Origin of the sequence: Salinibius halmophilus, from assembly GCF_003577475.1 — a bacterium.
Lineage (GTDB): Bacteria > Pseudomonadota > Gammaproteobacteria > Pseudomonadales > Natronospirillaceae > Salinibius > Salinibius halmophilus.
This window is the reverse complement of record NZ_QPEP01000005.1, coordinates 1-20,050: the sequence shown is the minus strand read 5'-3', so window position 1 is coordinate 20,050 and position 20,050 is coordinate 1. Positions and strand designations below refer to the sequence as shown.

Below are 20,050 nucleotides of genomic sequence, written 5' to 3'. Positions count from 1 at the left end.
AGGGTAACAGTTTAAGCTACGTTATGAAGATGGCATTCGTTAGTAAAAAATAAAGATGACATTATAAAGTGCTCACCGGCAGTTTCGTTCGAGCTTTCGGCAAAACGGCGAATGAGTTCTTCGAACACTAGACCCATGTCGTGGTTAGAAATGGCCTGAGGGCTTAGGTCGGTGGTGGCAAACTTTTTGACCACCTTATAAAGCAAGTTGGCGTCGGCCAGCTGGCCTACAAATTCGTCGAACTTAAAGTGCTCAAAAATCTCTCGTGCGTCTTTTGAAAACGCCTGCACATAAGCCTCTAGGTTAGCCTTAATATCACTTTGGCCCATTTTGCCAAGGTTCATTGGCGAGGTATTAAAGAACGCTAGATTTTTGCTGGTGTCGTCTGCTTCAAAAGTGGCACGTAGCAAGAACTTTTCTGCTGCCTCTTCTGGCAATTTCATTAGGCTGACCTTGTCGTTCTCGGCCAGCACTTTGTCTTTACTGGCTTCTAACACACACTCAAGGCGGCGCAGCAGCGTAAACGGCAAAATTACACGGCCATACTGCGACTGTTTAAAATCACCACGAAGCAAGTCGGCAACCGACCAGATAAAGGCGGCGGTAGATGAGAAGTTATTGTTGGTCATTGGTGGAAACGTCCTTCCAAGCAGATGGTTCGCAATAGTAGGCTTTTCTATTGCGATTCCATGAAAATATTACAGTGTGTAACACTTTACCAAGAAGGACGGAAAATGCCATTTAAAGTGGACTGGTTCACATTAAATTGCTGGCATATATAAGGTGACATCTATGGCTCAGCGGCGCACTACTACATTCGGGTCATCAATAAGGTGTTGAATACCAGAATAGTCGGTAACAGGGTTATCCCAGATTTGTAGAACTTTTAGCTCAGGCAAGCTTGGAAAATCCTCAAAGCTTGTGATTTGATTGAGCTGAAGATCAAGCCATTCAAGACTTGGTAAACTAGGAAGGCTGGATACATCTGTTAACTTGTTATTTCTCAAATCTAACCAAGTTAGGTTTGGTGCGCCGCCAATACCCTCTAGGCTGGTTATTTCATTATCTGACAAATCAAGGTTGGTCACATTAGGGAAGCTTGACAAGCCATTTACATCAGTGAATCGATTCATCCATAGTTCGAGCGTTTTCACGGAAGGATAAGTCGGTACACCGGCCAAGCTGTCTAAGCCGTTTAATGATAGGCTTAATGTTTCAAGCTTTGGCAGGTTTGGCAATTGGCTTAAGTCTTTGCCATGCAACCAAGTGTAGTCGAGAGAACTTAATGCAGGCATACTCTCTAGTGCAGCAAGGTCGCTCATGTTTTCGACTTGAATCCACAAGTCAGCTAGCTTTGCATAGCTTGCCCAGTTCGCCATCGATTCTAATTGGCTGCTTCTCAGGCCAACTTCAACTAGATTCGGCAGGCCTGCTAGCGGTGAGTAATCTGATATTCTATCGTTGCCGATTAGGTAGATTGTTTTTAAGTTGGTAAGGCCTGCAACAGAGCTCAGACTTTCGACATCATTGAGATACAAGTTAAGCTTTTCGAGCTTTGGTAACCGTTCGATTCCCGAAATATCAGTAATCGCATTCCAACGCGCATCAAGCTCAACCAAGTTAGCCAGATGCGGTATGGTACCAAGTTCGGTAATACCAGTTTCTATTAGCCCAAGATATCTGAGATTGTCTAGATTTTTTAAGCCTGCCAAGTCGATGATTGGGTTATTATTTAACTCAAGCGACTCCAGTGCGCGAAGCTCTGGCAGTTCTGCTACTGAAGCAAGTTGATTGGATGATAGATTTAGTGAAACCAACTTGGGCAGGCTAGGAAAACCAGCAATAGTTGATATAGCGCTATTTGAAAGATCAAGTTCTTGCAGCTCTGGGTGTACTGGAAATGCATCTAAAGTACTGCTATTGACGTACAGTTCACGCAAGTTAGGTATCGGCCGCCAACTTGAAAAGTCACTGATTTCATTGTCTTGAACATAAAGGTTAGTTAGTGTCGAAATATCGGCCAATGGAGAGTAGTCTTTTACCGTCGGCACACCAGAGAGGAAGAGATGTGTCATGCTAGGCAGCTGACTTAAAGGACTAATGTCCGTAACCCCTGAGTATGATAAGCTTAGGTATTCAACAGCACCCAGCATACCAATACCACTAAGATCTGTTAAATTCACATCCCAACAGCTGAGAAATCTAATCGAATATAACTGTTCATAGGTCGGCAGTGCTGTTTCGGCCAGACCTAATTCATTGTTAATGCATTTAGCCAAGGCTTCGTCGGGAATAGGCTCAGGTGTACCGGTGGGGATAACTAGAGGTGTTGGCGTTGCTAGGGGTGGCTCTGGAACAACGGGTGTAATTGAAATCTGAGCTGTCGGTGTAAGATTACTCGCAGGCCCTTTTGACTGACTAGTGTCTTGATCATTATCAACTTGATTACAAGCACTCAAAACCAATACCGCTGCTACTATAGCTGGGCACTTCATACAATTTCCTTTTGCTGTTTTAAACACTGCGTCAATATTCAACGAATTAAACGATACAGTCAATTCCTTGATCCTAACAGCCAACTTGGATTCTGGGACTGGCTAAAGTTTCGATGGCAAGGCGAGCAAGCCTTAGCGCCTGACGCCCTGCCCACCATTGAGGCGTTTTTGGATGGCCGCTAACCCTTTGGCTGACTCGATTGCAGCAGCGCTTTAATTTCGGCTAACTCAGTCTCAAGTTTTTCAATTTGGGCACGGCTAGCCGGTTCGCCACCTTCTTTGCTCTCGCCGTGCGCTTCGGCGCGGAAGTTTTCATGCTCTTCGCCCATGACTTCCAAGATGGTACCCACCATCATGTTTAAGAAAATAAATGCCGTTAAAAAGATAAACGACAAGTAGTAAATCCAGCTCAGTGGGTGATGGGCCATGGTTTCGTACATCACATCCGTCCAGTCTTCAAATGTGGCCACCCGAAACAGCGTAAGCATAGAGATCGACACATTGCCCCAGAGCGTTTCATTGATGTCATGGAATAAAATACTGCCCACCGCCGCATAGATATAGAAGATGACGAACATCAGCAAGGCAATATAGCCCATGCGAGGGATAGCTTTGAGTAGCGCGTTGATGAGCAAGCGCAGCTCGGGCACCATGGATACTAAGCGCAGCACTCGAAACACACGCAACAACCTAGCAAGCAATACTTCGTCACCACCGGCTGGAATCATGCTGCCAATCACAATGATGGTATCAAATACGTTCCAGCCACTTTTGAAAAACGCTTTTTTATTTTCGGTGGCTAAAAAACGAATAATGATTTCAACTAAAAAGAAAACCGTAATCGCCCCATCTAAAAACGACAGTGCTGTCACCAAGGCTGGTGGCAAGTCATGTGTTTTGGCACCAATGGTAAGGGCGGAAATAATAATCACCGCAATCACAAACCATTGGAAAACGGCGCTCGAATTGATTTTGAATAGTGCTTTCTGCACATTCATTAGAGTGTTGTTCATTGGCTGCAGGCTCAAATTGAATGTTTCAAATGCGGCGTATAATAACGGCAAGTGTGGCGCCTGACACCTTGTCACTTTTTAATAGTCACCAGCACTCGCTCTATCCGTACAACGAGAGCTCCAAAAAAAACGCCCCGACTGGGGCGCTTTGGTTATACAAAGTAGCTAGCAAGCGGTGGGAAGCCGTTAAACTCCACCGATGAATAACTAGTGGTGTAAGCACCCGTAGATAGCCAGTATAAGCGGTCACCACTGGCTAGGTTTAGCGGCAGGCCATACTTGTAGTTTTCGTACATAATATCAACGCTATCGCAGGTTGGACCAGCAATCACCGCCTCTTCTAGCTCGCCTTGCTTCTCCACATAAATAGGATATTTAATGGCTTCATCCATGGTCTCGGCTAAGCCCGAGAACTTACCCACATCGGTATAAATCCAGCGGTTTAAGCTGGTGCGTGACTTCTTCGAAATCAACACCACTTCACTCACTAGTATGCCGGCGTTACCCACCAACGAGCGACCGGGCTCCAATACAATTTCAGGAATCTCATCACCAAAATCTTCTTCAAGAAAGCGCTGAATTTCTTTGGCGTAGGTCGCCAAATCATGCGTTTTCTTAAGGTAACTGGCTGGGAAGCCACCACCCATGTTAATCATTTTTAAATCAATGCCATCTTCGTCTTTTAAACGCTCGAAGATCATCTTTGCTTTACCAATGGCAGCATCCCACGCACCAATATCATGCTGTTGAGACCCTACATGGAAAGAAATACCATAGGGTACCAAGCCAAGGTCACGTGCCAGAATTAGTAGGTCGAGCGCCATATCAAGTTGGCAACCAAACTTGCGAGATAGTGGCCAGTCTGCCGTTTGTGAACCTTCGGTTAAAATACGCACATAAATTCGGCTACCTGGGGCAGCAACAGCAATATTGCGCAAATCCGGCTCTGAATCCGTGGCAAATAAACGCACACCCTTGTCATAAAAGTAGCGAATGTCTTTGCTCTTTTTAATGGTGTTACCAAAGCTAATGCGCTCAGCCGGTGTGCCTAAGGCCATTACTTTGTCCAACTCATAGATAGAGGCGATGTCAAAGTGCGAGCCTTTTTGGTTTAGCAGGTCAATAATTTCATTTGCAGGGTTTGCTTTCACTGCATAGTAAATTTTGGCCTTAGGAAAATTGTCGACCAACTCATCATACGAGTCGCTAATGGTTTGTTTGTCGATCACCACAAAAGGCGTTTCTTTGCTATCAGCCAGTTGTTTGATTCGGGTAAACACATCGGCGCTGTAGTAATCAGCCACATCAATTTTCTGTTGCATTGAGATCATTCTCCTTAATAGAGAAAAAAGGATAAAAAATAACAATGAGGTGTTTCGGACGGTTTTTTGGTTAGCGTTGATTACTGAGGGGCACAGCAAAAGCTTTCAGGAGGTGGCGCTTAAGATTCGTACGTTCGATTCATACTCGCGCTGTATTGTAGGTAAAACTGTGTAATCGCCTAGTATTTTTTACTGCGTTTTTAGATTTATTTTTGCCTTTTGTTAATGGTCCTTATGCTTCTTTCGCGAAACTGTAAGCGGCATGATGTCGGCATGACCAAAGGATCGCTCAAACGCGGCTATTTTACAGGGCGAGCACAAGAACACCGTCCCCCGGTTACTCTCGCTGTATCGCCATATGGGGTTAGCATGGCGTTTACAATCTGAACAATGATGCCCCACACCAGTGAGTTTGCCACGGCGAACCGCTAGCACGATTGCTTCTTTTGCGAGGCTGCGCTGTGATAATTCAGTGCGGTCAACGCTAGCTCGTCGGCGCTTTTTCCCTGCGTCGAGTAAATCGAGCAACCTAGCGACCCGACTCTGTTTTTTCACCGAGCGACGAACCAAAGCAGCTTTGTCTGAAGCATTGACCGCCAGCGGCGCATCTTGCGAAAGGCGCCCACTCTCAACAGTCATCACTTTGCTTCGTTTTTTTCGTTTTAATAATTCAGTCATCTGCCCAACAGTTACGGGTGCTTTTACCTTTGATTCATTATTACGTTAACATTCGTTAGTTAGAACTCTAATCAGATAATTTCCACCGCCTTGATTTTGGTATCGAATCTGGCAGCCAAAACTAACGCTTCTTCTCGCCGCGTCGCTTGAGAAAAAAATGAATATTTGATTCGCGCTGCTCGATTTGTCGGAAAATAGTGGCGCGGCATTTGGGTTGCTGAACGCCGTATCTCGATCCACAATATCTAGATCCATCCAAGCCAGTACTTGGCGATTGATCTCAACAAAGCTAACCGATCCGTCGACAGACGGGTAGCCGTCTAGCAGGTCAATGTTGGTGCCGTTTACGTTAATTGTGCCATTTCCAACTGCCTGCCCTCGCACCAATGCTTGTGCTTTGATCAACAAAAGCGAGCTGTGCATTGTGCCGGCGATCGATTCTAGTTGTGATGATTTCGCAGCACTGGTGAGGTTGACAAATCTTGGCACTGCAACGGCCGCTAGTATGCCCAGCAATACTATCACTATCACTAACTCAATAATCGTAAAACCGCTTTGCTTTTGCATCAGTTCAACTTCTCGGGCTTTTTAAGAAGCATAGCAACTACGGCAAACATCGGTAGATTCCAAATTCGCGTTAAAAAAACAATAAGTTGCCAACTTGGGCACAAAAACTGTTCATATTCTGGTCAATAATCAATATGGTATCGTTCCCATACAACAAAAAGACCCAAGGACACTTTATGAGAACAACACGCTTAACGCCTATCGTCGCAGCACTGGCAGCCAGTGGTTTGCTTACCGCTTGCAATATTTTGATCACTCCAATCACCGACCAAACACCACAGCCAGCAACAGAGTTTTATGGGGCGATGCCATCGGGAGATGTCGTAAGCCTTCAACAAGAAGCCTTGTCACTTTCTAACGCTTGGCTAGATCGATTCCTCAAACCTGTGCAACAAGCAGACAACTCGCAGCTATTTGTGGATTATGCCGAGCTAGAGCGCAGCGAAAGCTGGATGACCGACAAGCAAGCCATTTCTGTCTCTGAAGGCCACGGTTACGGTATGCTCATTTTGGTGGCAGTGGCCGCGCAAGATGCTCGCACTACCGCGAAAGCCGAGTTTGATGCCATGGTAAACTACTGGCAGGCGCACAAGAGCTATGCCGGCACCAACCTAATGGCATGGCAGCAATGGGATACTGGCCTCAACGCCGAAACTGGCGCTGGTGTGGCAGGTGCGGGTACCATCATCGACCGTCCAGGTGGCGAAGCAAACTCGGCGACCGATGGCGATTTAGATATGGCCTACGCGCTTATCATTGCTAATAAGCTTTGGCCAGAGCAAGGGTACGACACACTCGCGCAATCTTTGTTAGACGACATTCGTGCCACCATAGTTATGCCAGACGGATCCCTTCGTTTAGGCGATTGGGCTGCCACCGCGCCGGTCTATCAGAATACGACTCGCCCTTCAGATTTCTTGATTCAACACCTGACGACCTTTGCCGCCTTTGATCAGCAAAATGCCAGCACTTGGCAGAGTGCTGCCGATCGCATGGTGAATCATGTTGAACTCAACACGGTTGCCAGCCTGCCCTTATTGCCCGACTTCGGCATTATTGACCAAGCTGGCAACTTTACCGTGGCGCCGGCGAACCATTTAGAAAGTGACTTTGATAGCCACTATTATTACAACTCGGCTCGCCAGCCGTGGCGCATTTCCATGCCGGGTGTGTACAACGAAGTCAGTTCACTAGACGACAACATCGAGTGGATGAATGACTTCTTTATCGCTAAATCTAATGGCGACCCCGCACAAGTTTACCCTGGCGTATGGCTTAGTGGCCCGCAGCAAGGCGAGTGGATTGAAACGGCTTGGACAGACCTAACGTTCACCGCACCATTGCTAGTGGCAGCTGTCGCCGATGATCGCCCAGAGATTGCCAGTTGGCGCGACGCCCTTTGGCGCAAACTCACCACCGAACATCCAATGGAATCCGAATTTTATTTTGGTAGCTCAATTCGGGTGTTAAGTGTACTAACGGCTGTCGATCTCTGGCCAACGCTGTAAGGTCTTGTTTGTCATCCCCGAGTGGTTTTATCGGGGATCTAGTCTTCAAGGTTTAAGGGCTTATAACTAGACACCCGCCTGCGCGGGTGTGACCGTATTCGTCATCCCCGAGTGGGTTTATCGGGGATCTAGTCTTCATGGTCCAAGGGCTTGTAACTAGACACCCGCCTGCGCGGGTGTGACGCATTAGTCATCCCCGAGTGCGTTGATCGGGGATCCAGTCTACGTGGTTTAATGTTATAACTAGCGTCCTGCTTGCGGGTGTCAACTTATTTGGTTGCCCCCGCGTACTGGTATGCAAACTGGTAAAAAGGACGACTATGACCCGCACAACCAAGACGCTTCATGAGCTGATCGTCAACAACGAGGACGCTCGCGCCTGTAACGAGATTCCAGACGCCTCATGCCGAGAAGTACCCGGTAACTTTTTCAAAATGCTGAGCGCACAGTCGCTTACACAACTTGGTGATGCGCTGCTTAACCCAAAGGTGATTCTGCCTTGGTTGCTGCAAGCACTCGGGGCGCCATTATTTTTGATTGGTTTTCTCGTCCCTATCCGTGAAAGTGGCTCTATGCTGCCTCAGCTGGTCATTGCAAGCTATGTACGTTCATTTGAGCGGCGCAAGTACGCCTGGATTTTGGGCAGTATTTTGCAAGGCCTATTCGTATTTTGCATGGCGCTTAGCGCCGCTTTTAGTAGTGGGCTATTGGCCGGTGGTCTGATTATACTCTGGCTTATCGGCTTCTCACTTGCGCGTGGACTGTGCTCCATTGCCACGAAAGATGTAACAGGTAAGGTGATTCCTAAACCACAACGTGGCAGATTAAACGGCATAGCCAGCTCGGTGTCGGGATTGGTAACACTAGTATCCGCTGGTTTATTATTCTTATTTGGGCAAGTTAACAGCCTGGATAGCGTGATCGTACTGCTTGGCGTGGCTGGGCTCTCTTGGTTCATTGCCAGCGCCATCTTCTGGCAAGTAGAAGAATACGCCGGTGAAGTTTCAGGCGGTAAGAATGGCTGGCAAGCAGCAATGGCGAACCTATCCATTATTGCGCGCGACGCAGCATTTCGCCGCTTCGTGTTAGCACGCTCATTCTTACTCTGCTCAGCCTTGGCTGCCCCCTACCTGGTACTATTGGCGAACCAAGACGAGGTAGATATTAGCCAGTTAGTGTTTTTTATGGCGGCGAGTGGTGCGGCAGGCTTTTTGTCTGGGCCTTTTTGGGGCCGATTTGCCGACCTATCCAGCCGGCAAACCATGGTATGGGCAGGTGCTGGGGCATCTGCCATCTGCTTATTGGTGATTGCCCTTGCAGTAGCGCTGCCAAGCGCCCTAGCCTTCCCCGCCACCTTGCCATTGTTATACGTGTTGTTGACCATCAGCCATCAAGGCGTTCGAGTTGGGCGCAAAACCTACCTAACCAACATGGCCGAAGGTGATCAGCGCACAACTTATGTTTCTGTGTGCAACACCCTTATTGGCATAGTACTGCTAGGTGTGGGTGGCCTGACAGCCTTATTAAGCTCACTGGGTGCTGTGGTGGTGCTCTTCACCCTGATGTGCTTGGGCATGTTAGGCGTTGTGATGTCGCTGGCCCTACCAGAGGTTGAGTAGTCCGAGGTTGAATAGTCCGAGGTTGAGTAGCCAGAAGTTGAATAAAAACGACTTCTGTTTTTCACCCTGTCATAATATGGGCTTGTTCATTACCCAAGCATTATTATGTTCGACGGCCCATATATACGTAAACACCCGAGCCTAGCCAACCAATGGCAATCGTTTATGCCCGATAAGTCGGGCGTTCTCACCAGCACATTGCCGGATTCGCAGCCAACGTTCTGTTCGCCGGCGACCCTGCACACTCATCACACACCCGTTATTTCAGTCGAGTTTGATCAAGTTGAAAAGTTTGCTGCGCTGAGCGATGTACACGGCCAGTATCAAACTGTTATTGAACTGCTCACTCGTCATCAAATAATCGACGCACAACAGAACTGGTGTTATGGCAAAGGGCACCTAGTGATGCTGGGCGATATATTCGACCGTGGCGATGGAGTCATTCGCATATTCTGGTTGCTTTATAAATTACAGGCACAAGCGCAGCTTGCAGGGGGTAAGGTACACTGCTTACTGGGTAATCACGAGTTCATGATCATGCGGAAATCTTGGCGCTACCTTGCCCAGCATTATCAAGATTTCGCCAGCGAGCTGGGGCTTGAGTACCATGACTTGTTTAATAAAGACTGGGTGCTGGGTAGCTGGATGCGACAGTGGCCAACCATGATTCGGTTAAACAAGTCACTATTTGTTCACGGCGGTCTATCACCTAGCTTTTTAGCGCATCAGTTAACAATGCAAGAAGTGAACGATCGCGCCCGCCAGGCATTTGGTATTGAGCGTGAAGCCGTTTTTGCCCACCCATTGTATGGCTGCATTCATGACCTAGACGGCCCGTTTTGGTATCGCGGATACTTTAAACCCAACTCAGGGCTAACAGAGCAAGATGTGCAAGCGGGGCTCACCCAATATGGCGCCGAACGCGTCATCGTCGGTCACACTCCACAGCAGCATATTCGTAGCCGCTTTAACGGCAAAGTGATTGGCGTTGACAGCGGCATACAGTTGGCCGGGCGCGGGGAAATTCTTCTCTACCAGCAAGGGCAATTCAGCACAGGTAACCTAGCTGGCGAGCAATCTCCTTTACAAGCAGTCGACCAACCCAATGACCTCGACACGGATTAGCGCCAACAGCTTTCCCTACAAAGCTAGTTTTAGCTGTGCTTCGTACGAAATTGGGTAAATTCAGCAAACGTAGCAGGGATTATGAGTTATACCCACGACACAATTTATTACCTTAAACAATCAAGCCCAGCGCAGTGCGAGTTCTATCAAGCCGTTGAAGAAGTGCTCGAATCATTAGAGCCACTTCTTGAGCATGATGATCAGTATCGCAAGCACGCCATCATTGAGCGAATGGTTGAGCCTGAGCGGCAAATTATGTTTCGTGTTCCTTGGGTAGATGACAACGGCAATGTGCAAGTAAACAAAGGCTACCGTATTGAGTTCAACTCAGCCCTAGGCCCCTACAAGGGTGGCTTGCGCTTTCACCCTAGTGTGAATGCAAGCATTATGAAGTTTTTAGGCTTTGAACAAATCTTTAAGAATGCGCTAACTGGCCTTCCCATTGGTGGTGGCAAAGGCGGGGCAAATTTCGACCCTAAAGGTCGCTCAGACAATGAAATCATGCGCTTTTGCCAGTCGTATATGACCGAGCTATATCGCCATATTGGTGCCACCACAGATGTGCCGGCGGGTGACATTGGTGTTGGCGCGCGTGAAATTGGCTATATGTTTGGCCAATACAAACGCTTAACCGGCCGTTTTGAAGGTGTATTAACAGGCAAAAGCACCCTATGGGGTGGATCGTTGGCGAGAAAGGAAGCAACAGGTTATGGCGTGGTTTACTTCGCCGAACATATGATGGCCTATCAAAATGACAGCCTTAAGGGCAAAAAATGCTTGGTATCGGGCGCTGGCAATGTCGCCATTTATGCCATTGAAAAGCTTATTGAGCTAGATGCCATTCCCCTAACCTGTAGCGACTCCCGCGGTACGATTTACCATGAACAAGGCATCGACTTAGCGCTACTGAAAGAGATTAAGCAAGTTCGCGGTGACAGTTTAGAAACCTACCTAAAAACTCATAAAGACGCGCAATACACCCCGGTAAATGATTATCCAGAAAACGGCCACGCCGTATGGCACTACGAAGGTGATGCGGCATTTCCTTGTGCAACACAAAACGAACTGACCCAAAAGGATGCCAAGGCGTTATTGAAAAACAACGTTAAACTGGTCACTGAAGGGGCCAATATGCCATGCGATCAAGCAGCGATCGACACCTTCATCGACGCGAAAGTAGCCTTTGGGCCAGGTAAAGCAGCAAATGCCGGTGGTGTGGCAACCAGCCAACTAGAAATGTCGCAAAATGCGAGCATGCAAAGCTGGTCTTTTGAGCAGGTCGATAAACGTTTAAAGATCATTATGGAAAATATTTTTAATTCGGCGAACGGCACTGCCAAAGAATATGGGCACGAAGGCAACTTGATACTAGGCGCCAATATTGCCGGGTTCAAACGCGTTGCCCAAGCAATGATTGAACAAGGTGTTGTGTAAAGAAATAAAAAGCGCCGGCCTCTCCCATAGGGGCCCGCGCTGCGCGGTTAATCTTCTAACGACGCCATCAATTCATCGATGTCTTCATTCAACTCTTCGTCGTCTAACTCTGCAGCAATTGCTTTTGCCGTCGCAAGACGCTTGTGAGCCGCACCCATGTCATCTAACTCAACTAGGATACTGGCCATCGAATAAGCAATCGACGCTTGATGCGCAAGTGATTTATGCTCATGGGCAAGCGTTAACGCATGCTCATAAATGGTAAGCGCACGCGGTAAATCTTCAGTAAAGTCCGCTAAGGTTTCCCACTGCTCTGGGTGATCCTTGTCTGTCTTTTCATTGTCGTGGCAAATGGTCTCTAACTCTGCATAGAGCAAATTAAAAGCTTGCTCATCTTCAGTTGCTAACATTAATTTTTCAGACAGTTCCTGAAGTGCTTTATATATTTTCGTATTTATCATATAAATCCCGATATTCAGACATAAAAAAAGCAAGCTCTCGCTTGCTTTACTTTCACTTTAATTTAGAAATTAAAGTGCAACGATATTCTCTGCTTGTGGGCCTTTCTGACCCTGCGTCACTTTAAATTCTACACGTTGGCCTTCGGCAAGCGTTTTAAAGCCGTCGCTTACGATGGCGCTAAAGTGAGCAAAAACGTCTGGACCGTTTTCTTGGTGAAGGAAGCCAAAGCCTTTCGCTTCGTTAAAAAACTTTACGGTACCGGTTACTGTATTAGACATGATAATTATCCTGTATATAAAAAGCCTGACATTAGGCGGTGATAGCGAAAAAATAGCCTAAATTAGATACAACAGGACGAAGAAAAAGAAACGACGAAATGAAGGATAAAAGTTGGGATTACTCTCTTGCTACAACCAAAGTATAGACAACCCTTGCCTAAGTCAAACAATTTAATATTTATTATTCTAAATCAGCCAAAACAAGCCCAAATTATTTTAATTTATACATACATAAAGGAATAATATTCTAGTATTTACTTACATTAATAAGCCAATCAAAACTGTACATTTTTCATTCAAAACTATTCTCATCGTTAGGATTTCCCGCTAACATTACGCGCTGCTAATCTAAGGTCAGAGCAATGAACTCAATCAAATATTGGCCGATGGCAGCGGTCATCCTGCTTTCAGCGTGTTCAAAAACGACGGATGTACTAGGGGAACCTTATACTGCTAAGCGCGTTACTGCTGGCTATGAGTTCACGTGCGCCTTGCTGCACGATGACCAAATTAAATGCTGGGGGGATAACTCCCACTCACAACATGGATATGGTGACCTCAACGACCGCGGTGACGAACCCAGTGAAATGGGTGACAACTTGCCAGTGGTCGACCTCGGTACAGGCATTACTGTTAGCGAAATTTTTGCATACTACAATCGCAACTGTGCAATTTTAACCGACGGTAACGCTAGGTGCAGGGGTACAAATTCAAGAAACGGGCGACAATTTGCAATTCTTGAACCTGTTTAAAGAGTAATCATGAGCGCCGAGTGTATGCTCGGCGCTCATTGCTTGTTAATCGATAAACAGCTCATAAATTAGTGCTAAAACGAGCAACACCGCAGCAATTTTTGACGCACGCGATTTGTGTGTTTTTAACCACTGATAGCCACTTTTCCCCCAGCGGTCCATCACGTAGGCCATGGCAAAATAGCGAAACGAGCGCGTGGTCAGCATAGCAAGGAAAAACAGGACTAATGGATAGCCAGTACTGCCCGCGGCTAGCATAGCTATTTGCGATGGCACCGGTGTAGCCCCCACTGCTATAAGGTACCAGAACCCATTTTGCTGCATTTCACCAAGTGCCGCTTGGTAGTATTCCTGACTCTGCTGGGTTTGCAGCAGCCAAGGTGAAATCTGTTCAAACAAGTACACCGCACCGAAATACCCTACTCCAGCCCCTGCTAGAAACCCCAATAGAGCCGTAGCAGCCAACGCCCAAATCCGCTTGCTATCACTTTTAAGCATTAGCGGCACTAATACAAACTCCAGCGGAATGGGCACAATAATCGACTCTAGGAATGAAAATACAAACAAGGCGGGAAACACCCAGGGTTTGTGCACTATGGCGACAAAATTATCGGCTAAACGTTTTTTCATAATGGCTTCATGCCTGATTCAGGGCTGGCAAATAATGTAAACTGGCGACATCCTATCAAAATGCAGATGAACTTGAGCGAGCCAAATGGTAACGGAAAACAGATTAGCGAGTGTGTCGAGTGCCAAGCAACAAGCGCAAAGCTACCTAGCCACACTTATTAGTACTAGCCAAACCGCTACCACTTTTGATTTGCTGGCCAAAAATATCGAGCAATGGCAACGCCAAGCCCCACGAATGGGTAGCAGAAAAAGCTTGAGCTTTTTTAATAGCCCTGAGTTTGTACAAAACTTGGTGAAAGCGAAAAAGCAAAAGCAATACCTACGTGACTCACTGACTTACTTGTTTATCCGCGACCTTGACTTAGATATTCGCCAGCCTGAGGTCATGGAAAAAATCGAAGGACTGGCTAAGGAGTTAAGCGAGCGCCTAGACCATGCCCCAGTTTCGGGTTTTATGGCGCAAGGTTACCAATGGGCTAAGCGCCACAACTGCGAACAGGCATTTACCTGGCTATCCGCCAAAGTATATCGACTCAAGCAAGCGCTACCGCAGGCCTTAAGCGCTCACCAAGGGGTGCGCAAACTACTTAAAGTGATTGCCGGTGTATTGCTCAATGAATGGCAACAAAAAGGCGCCAACGCTAATTTTGATCGAGCCATTCGCTTGGGCTATTACTACGGCCTAACCTATCCACTAATTGATGATCTGCTGGATTCGCAGGCGCTTAGCGAAGCTGATAAACAATTACTCGACCAGACGCTTGAAAAGTCACTTCAACAGGGCTTTGTTGAAGCAATTAATACCAATAACGCCTGGCTTAATTATGCTTTTGACGAGCTAGCTGAAGCATTTGACTACATCAAGCGGCAGCAAGGTGACAGGTTTGATGCGTTTCTTAACCAAGCCTATGTATTTTACCAAGCCCAAAAGCCAACGGTTGATGAAAGTGATGTGTGGCTGAACCTAATCAACAAATCGAGCCGCTCGCGCATACTGGCCGATGCCATGGTGTCAAACGAGATTAAGCTTGGAAATTATCAGTACTTTGGCTTGTTTAACCAGTTACATGACGACCTAAAAGACATAGACCTTGACTACCAAGAGGGGAACATGACGCCCTTTGTTGCTTTGGTCTATCAAAACAGGCTTTACGATGGCATCCACCCCTACCGTTTGTATTGGGCGCTTTTGCATCACTTAATTTATCACTGCTTTGAAAACCAGCCGCAAGTAAAAGAGCTGCTGATAAAACGCTGCATAAACAGCCATAGATCACTGCAAGAACAGCTAGGGGAGCAGGCATTTGCAGAGCGCATAACGTGCCTAACTAGCGGACAACCAGCGCTTGCCAAAGTTATGCTACAGCTCGAAACGGCACTGAAACAGCCGCTGGAGATGGCTTGGTTAGATAAATATCTTAGTAACCAATTGCAGGCTCAAATCAATGATGGCAGTAACGCGCTTAAAGAACGTGTTGAACAGATTCAAGCACGCATTGAAACCGAGCTCCCGCTAGCAGGTGCCAATGGGCTCGAGACAGCCGCAAACTATTCACTCGCCAGCGGCAGTAAGTATTTCCGCGGCGTACTCTGTGTGGTATATGCACAGGACTGCCTAGGCTTGCCATTTGAACAAATCTCTAGCGTGGTGCGTTTTATAGAATACATGCACACGGCATCACTGATTGTTGACGACAAACCTAGCCAAGATAACTCATCAATGCGCCGCGGCCGCCCTACCCTTCATAAGCAGTTAAATAGCGAAGCACTGGCTGAAATGACAGCACTTAACCTAATCTTTAAAGCCGTTGAAGTGCACGCCAGCATGCAAGGCTTTCAGCCAGCAAGCGTATTATCCTCTCTCGAGTACGCCAGTCAGTTGAGTCAAAAAATCTGTCATGGGCAATGGCTAGATCTCAATGCAGTAGGTAAACAGCAAACACGAGGCGAGTTAGAAGCGATTAGTCAGCACAAAACCGCTTACGCTATTGAGAGTGCCCTCGTACTACCTGCCTTACTTACCTGCCAAAGCGATGAGCACATTCAAACGCTGAAACAATTTGCCTACCACTTGGGCATCGCTTTTCAAATCAAAGACGACCTGCTAGACATTGAAGCAAGCAGTGAACAATTGGGTAAACCTAAACAACTGGACCAACGCAATCAAAGCGCCACGTTTGTAAGTTGTTTAGGCGAACAAGGTGCGACAGAAGCCATGTATCGACACTATTATCAAGCAGTTACAGCAATAGATGCCATTCCAGATAGTGCAGCGCTTAGCCAACTGGCGGCATGGGCCATTGAACGATCAGCCTAAAGTGGGTGTGCTTTTCAGCACACCTATTTTCAGAACACCTGGTCGAAGCCTAGCGCTTATCTAATGATGTAAAAATAAACGAGCTGTTGTCTTCCGTAGCCGTTATTTCGCTTATTGTTTCAAAGCCATCATCAGAGCTAATCACTTGACCACCCCAGAATGCCACAGTGCTGCCATTTACAGACGCCCCAAAAATACCTTTTGGTTTATTTGAGCTCTCAGCTAGGTTTAAACCTGCAGTGGTTTCGCAGTCATCACTAATCGTCAAGCTATTCACCACGTGCTTGCTGTCATTATAGTCTGCTTCATTCGTTTGCTGATGTAACACAAAAAGCGTATTGCTACTTTCGTCCCAAGCATGGGCTTTAATGACAACGTCTCCACTTAGGTTATGGAGCGATGAAGCCTGTACACTCGATGTGCAAATACCACTACTGGTTAGCACGGCAAGGTCGTATTTCTGCAGCGTTTCGTCTGCAATCGTTGGGTCTAATAGCAGTAATTTATTATCGCCCGCAAAAACATAGTTTCGGTTGTTCAATTGGTCGGCAACAAAATCTGCTTCGGCATCGATATCAATATCTAGCTGCTGAGAGTTATTGGCTGTTTGCTTATACAAAACTTTATCTTGCGACTGGTAGACCCACAATACATCTTGGCTGTAGCTTTCAATTAAGCTGACAGGTTTGCCAGAGAGTGTTCCGGACATTGCTTGGGTAAGGGTACCGTCACTACCTAAAACAAAAGTTTCGGTCATTTCGCTATTCGAAACACTCAGCCAAAACTGCTGATCTAATTGTGAAAAGTTTGCAAAGTCGACTAGTGTCTCGTCATTGTAGGTTAGCGACCATTCGGTTAGGTCACCACTCGTGCCCAATTCAAACAATCGCGTGTCGTCTTCTGCGACCACAAACACCTGAGAATCGTTCGCTCTTACATCACTAAAATAAGCGTATTCATCTACCGGGTTTGGTATTTCAATTGGTGTATTGGACTTCTGCCAGCGCGTAATGGCACTGCCGCAAAAAATAGTTGCGGTGCTGTCGTCACCGTCCATCGCTAACCAATCACAGTTTTCTAGAATGATTTGGCTACCTGAGTTGTCGGCTGAATCACCTGCCGTGCCGCCCGCTGCAGCACCATCGGTGGTCCCTGAATTACTTGCAGGCCCGCATGCGGCTAGGGCGAAACAAGAGATTAGGCTAAGTTTTTTCATTTTTCTTCCCTAAAATTTTGAGAACGTTCCCAACTCAATATACACGATAAACGCGCGCTGAAAATTATTTTTTGATGAATAAATCTAACCATTTGGATAGCAATCTCGGCAATGCTCTGTATCTGGCGCTTGAGTTTTGAAAAAAGCGTACCCATGTTTTCTCTAGCACCCAGGTAAAACACAACTGCACATGAAGGAACAACATGAAGTTAGGGATTATCATCGCGGCCGCGCTAGCGGCATTTGCTGCATTTTGGTGGCAGTTGGCACCCGTTTCAATCAATCAACTGGCGCAACCTGTTGCGCAACAGGTTCAAGTAGAACCATCTAATCATGTAGCGATATCTCAAGCGCCGGGTACCGAGCAATGTGAAGACCCAGAGCTAATTAACGCCTTTCATGCCTATTATCGAGACACTCATGCAATATTAGGCGGTACCGAGGCCGCTACCGTGTTAACACAGTTCGCGCAATCAGAATACAGTGCCCGTAGAACCCAGCTGCTCGATTTAATAGAGGGCAATGGTTCAACCATTACAGACTTGATGAGTGACCCCGTAGCTGGTGGACAGTTGGAGCGGCTTAGACTCTTTCATCAAGCCGACCTACAAGCAGAAACCAGTTGGATACGGCCGCTGTTGCCACCGGATACCAAAATGGTCATGTGTGATTGGGCCGCCTGTTTAGTAACAGCAGTAAACGGTGTATGTAACAATGAAGCGATATTAAACAGCGCTGCTTTCTGCAGTGTTAGTGAATATAGTTTTAACACAGCAGTGGTGGTTAATAGCCCGCCCGTTTCCCTCGAAACGTCATTTATGCATGACACCATAGATCAGGCATGCGAGGACACTGCTGAAGCGCTTAGACAGTTGCATTCAGAGCTCACCATCATGCTACAGGGATTGCCATTTGCACACGTTGCGCCAGCTGTTCGTGTACCTGACAACAATGAGTTTGTGCTACTAGTCAGAGACTTATTGCTGCCCCACTGGCCTAATGCAGAACAAATTTTAACCGAGCTTGCCGTCAGTGAACTGGGCCAAAGTACCATCCCTGAAGCAATACAACAGGACATTCTTGGTGGGCGTGGCGACTTTTCCAGCGTCTATACCGACCCTGAACTACGCGACTATCTACTTACCAGTTTGCAAATAGACGTAGGCCAACCCATTTTGTGCGGTCAACACTCGTGCTTGCTTACCAGTAGAATTGGCTATGAGTATGATCTTGAAGGCATGTTAGTTAAAAACCTAGACACCGGCGAGCGCTATCGGCAACCTGCGCATGTGCTGGATCAAGCCAATCCAGGCGTACTTGCCGCCAGTGCATTTTGCCAGCCAATTACCCATAACCAAGCTATTGATAGCACGCTAGAAACGCTGTATCTGTGTCGCTAGGGCAGCGTTACCGTCGCAGAAATTTCGTCGCCATTATTTAACCAAGTGGCGTGGTTGTTGCTGTTTAATGTAACTCGTATTTGGGCGCCAGCTTCTGGCAACTGGGCAATATGATAGAAACGACTATATAAACGAGCCACTTTTTCGCCGTTGATATACAGGTGCGCATGACCAATATTCGCTTGATCATTCTGATTTACCTGCTGTGGCGTAAACGTAAAGTTGGTCAATTGCAGTGTTAGGTTCCACCCTTGCTTTGCATCTGGCAATAGTGAAATGGCCACGTCTGGCATCCGCGTAGCTGGGTGTTCGATCCCCATGTGCTGATGCACATGGGCCTCTGGCTTTGATGGTGAACTTGTCAGCCAAGGCGCTACAAGCAAAGCCAATAAAAACGCGAACACGGCCGCATAGAGCACCACATAGAAGGGAACGTTTCTCGCAGTAAATTTTCTCATACTGCGACCGCTCGCTTTCTAGGTTGTATAACACGACGCTTTCGTTTGAACACAGACGTAAGCTTAAGCTTTTGCCCACTGCCAAAAAACACACAGATCACCGCCGTGGCAATAATGGGCAGGTGTCCAACAAGTTCCATAAGGGCTGCTTCAGGGTTGTCTTGAAATACAAAAGTGACATTGGTAGTAATCATAAAAATGGCCACCACAAGAATGTTGAGCCGGGTAACGGTGCCCAAAATTAAGATTAAACCAAAAACAACTTCCATAACACCAGCAGACAAAATAAACAGCCTATCTGTAAAGAACTCAAACCCTAGCAACTGCATAAAGTTCCAATCGTATTTGCTGATAAACGCCGCCCCCAAATGCGAGCCAATTAGCTTCTCAGAGAGCCCGAGCGTAACCAGGGCAATGCCGGTAAAAATACGCAGCGCCAGCACACTATAGGATAAATTGCGCACACGATTGCCGCGATTATCGGCATAAATCAACATCAGGAAGAACGCGATACCAGCGACATTCGGTATCTGTCAACATAGTTTGCACGCTTAAATTTTAATCAATTGCCACTTTTCGATCAGGATTCAAGTGAACTTCTTTGTCTGGGATGACGACTGCCGCATTACCTGACCACCTTTCAGGTCGTTTTGCCTTTGCTGCTTCTTTGATCGCAAGGCGTTTGGTTAGGATTAGTCCCGCTTCACCTTGGCGGCGATCCATTGGCGTCACGTAACCTAAAGCGCTGTGCTTGTGCTCATGGTTGTACCAGTGCA

General features: G+C 46.9%; 19 protein-coding genes and 1 pseudogene. 7 read left to right on the top strand and 13 right to left on the bottom strand.

The features are described 5' to 3' along the window. Positions 1–11: 11 nt before the first annotated feature. The 6 genes from DUW71_RS06640 to DUW71_RS06615 all read right to left on the bottom strand — a co-directional run bounded on the left by DUW71_RS06640 (position 12) and on the right by DUW71_RS06615 (position 6,075). A complete protein-coding gene (locus tag DUW71_RS06640) occupies positions 12–629 on the bottom strand; it encodes a type I restriction-modification system subunit M N-terminal domain-containing protein (RefSeq protein WP_199671168.1) in 618 nt (205 codons plus the stop codon). Positions 630–797: 168 nt separating this feature from the next. Then, positions 798–2,495: a leucine-rich repeat domain-containing protein gene (locus tag DUW71_RS06635; protein ID WP_119394466.1), complete on the bottom strand. Its 1,698-nt coding sequence runs from the start codon at positions 2,493–2,495 to the stop codon at positions 798–800. Positions 2,496–2,674: 179 nt separating this feature from the next. Next, positions 2,675–3,508 carry an ion transporter gene (locus DUW71_RS06630; protein WP_119394675.1) on the bottom strand — a complete coding sequence of 278 codons (834 nt, stop codon included), beginning with the start codon at positions 3,506–3,508 and terminating at the stop codon, positions 2,675–2,677. A gap of 152 nt (positions 3,509–3,660) precedes the next feature. Beyond that, the gene (locus DUW71_RS06625) at positions 3,661–4,830 is read right to left on the bottom strand and encodes a type III PLP-dependent enzyme (protein ID WP_199671167.1); all 1,170 of its coding nucleotides are present in this window, start codon (positions 4,828–4,830) and stop codon (positions 3,661–3,663) included. Between the two features lie 222 nt (positions 4,831–5,052). Further along, on the bottom strand, positions 5,053–5,508 hold the full coding sequence (locus DUW71_RS06620) for a hypothetical protein (protein WP_119394464.1): 456 nt from the start codon (positions 5,506–5,508) through the stop codon (positions 5,053–5,055). A 45-nt stretch (positions 5,509–5,553) separates the two neighbouring features. Beyond that, a complete protein-coding gene (locus DUW71_RS06615; RefSeq protein WP_119394463.1) occupies positions 5,554–6,075 on the bottom strand; it encodes a pilus assembly FimT family protein in 522 nt (173 codons plus the stop codon). 176 nt (positions 6,076–6,251) lie between these two features. Between DUW71_RS06615 and DUW71_RS06610 the strand changes: the two genes are divergently transcribed. The 4 genes from DUW71_RS06610 to gdhA all read left to right on the top strand — a co-directional run bounded on the left by DUW71_RS06610 (position 6,252) and on the right by gdhA (position 11,761). Continuing rightward, positions 6,252–7,583: a glycosyl hydrolase family 8 gene (locus DUW71_RS06610; protein ID WP_158583909.1), complete on the top strand. Its 1,332-nt coding sequence runs from the start codon at positions 6,252–6,254 to the stop codon at positions 7,581–7,583. 320 nt (positions 7,584–7,903) lie between these two features. Continuing rightward, complete coding sequence (locus DUW71_RS06605; RefSeq protein WP_119394461.1) at positions 7,904–9,202, top strand: MFS transporter; 1,299 nt, start codon at positions 7,904–7,906, stop codon at positions 9,200–9,202. 105 nt (positions 9,203–9,307) lie between these two features. Beyond that, a complete protein-coding gene (locus DUW71_RS06600; RefSeq protein WP_119394460.1) occupies positions 9,308–10,327 on the top strand; it encodes a metallophosphoesterase in 1,020 nt (339 codons plus the stop codon). An 81-nt stretch (positions 10,328–10,408) separates the two neighbouring features. Next, positions 10,409–11,761, top strand: a complete 1,353-nt coding sequence (gdhA, locus tag DUW71_RS06595) for an NADP-specific glutamate dehydrogenase (protein ID WP_119394459.1) — start codon at positions 10,409–10,411, stop codon at positions 11,759–11,761. Between the two features lie 47 nt (positions 11,762–11,808). Here the strand turns inward: gdhA and DUW71_RS06590 are convergent, their stop codons facing one another. Continuing rightward, entirely contained in the window at positions 11,809–12,171 is a 363-nt protein-coding gene (locus DUW71_RS06590; RefSeq protein WP_233546059.1) for a tetratricopeptide repeat protein, read from the bottom strand. A 120-nt stretch (positions 12,172–12,291) separates the two neighbouring features. Continuing rightward, on the bottom strand, positions 12,292–12,501 hold the full coding sequence (locus DUW71_RS06585; protein ID WP_119394457.1) for a cold-shock protein: 210 nt from the start codon (positions 12,499–12,501) through the stop codon (positions 12,292–12,294). A gap of 362 nt (positions 12,502–12,863) precedes the next feature. Here DUW71_RS06585 and DUW71_RS06580 point away from each other — a divergent pair, with 362 nt between their 5' ends. After that, on the top strand, positions 12,864–13,253 hold the full coding sequence (locus DUW71_RS06580) for an RCC1 domain-containing protein (RefSeq protein ID WP_119394456.1): 390 nt from the start codon (positions 12,864–12,866) through the stop codon (positions 13,251–13,253). Positions 13,254–13,298: 45 nt separating this feature from the next. On the opposite strand, the gene DUW71_RS06575 is transcribed toward DUW71_RS06580, so the two are convergent. Beyond that, a complete protein-coding gene (locus DUW71_RS06575) occupies positions 13,299–13,883 on the bottom strand; it encodes a YqaA family protein (RefSeq protein ID WP_119394455.1) in 585 nt (194 codons plus the stop codon). 85 nt (positions 13,884–13,968) lie between these two features. On the opposite strand from DUW71_RS06575, the gene DUW71_RS06570 reads away from it, so the two are divergent. Next, positions 13,969–16,200, top strand: coding sequence for a polyprenyl synthetase family protein (locus DUW71_RS06570; RefSeq protein WP_119394454.1), 2,232 nt, complete (start codon positions 13,969–13,971; stop codon positions 16,198–16,200). Positions 16,201–16,249: 49 nt separating this feature from the next. Here DUW71_RS06570 and DUW71_RS06565 read toward each other — a convergent pair whose 3' ends face one another. Beyond that, positions 16,250–17,416: a hypothetical protein gene (locus DUW71_RS06565; protein ID WP_119394453.1), complete on the bottom strand. Its 1,167-nt coding sequence runs from the start codon at positions 17,414–17,416 to the stop codon at positions 16,250–16,252. 203 nt (positions 17,417–17,619) lie between these two features. Here DUW71_RS06565 and DUW71_RS06560 point away from each other — a divergent pair, with 203 nt between their 5' ends. After that, entirely contained in the window at positions 17,620–18,816 is a 1,197-nt protein-coding gene (locus tag DUW71_RS06560; RefSeq protein ID WP_119394452.1) for a hypothetical protein, read from the top strand. Here the strand turns inward: DUW71_RS06560 and DUW71_RS06555 are convergent. The 3 genes and pseudogenes from DUW71_RS06555 to DUW71_RS06545 form a co-directional block, all read right to left on the bottom strand. Further along, the gene (locus DUW71_RS06555) at positions 18,813–19,274 is read right to left on the bottom strand and encodes a hypothetical protein (protein ID WP_119394451.1); all 462 of its coding nucleotides are present in this window, start codon (positions 19,272–19,274) and stop codon (positions 18,813–18,815) included. The two genes, DUW71_RS06560 and DUW71_RS06555, sit on opposite strands and share 4 nt — an antisense overlap. Then, positions 19,271–19,771 carry a DoxX family protein gene (locus tag DUW71_RS06550; protein WP_119394450.1) on the bottom strand — a complete coding sequence of 167 codons (501 nt, stop codon included), beginning with the start codon at positions 19,769–19,771 and terminating at the stop codon, positions 19,271–19,273. Before DUW71_RS06550 ends, DUW71_RS06555 begins: the two co-directional genes overlap by 4 nt. A gap of 61 nt (positions 19,772–19,832) precedes the next feature. Continuing rightward, positions 19,833–20,050, bottom strand: a pseudogene (locus DUW71_RS06545) (IS3 family transposase); the annotation flags it as partial.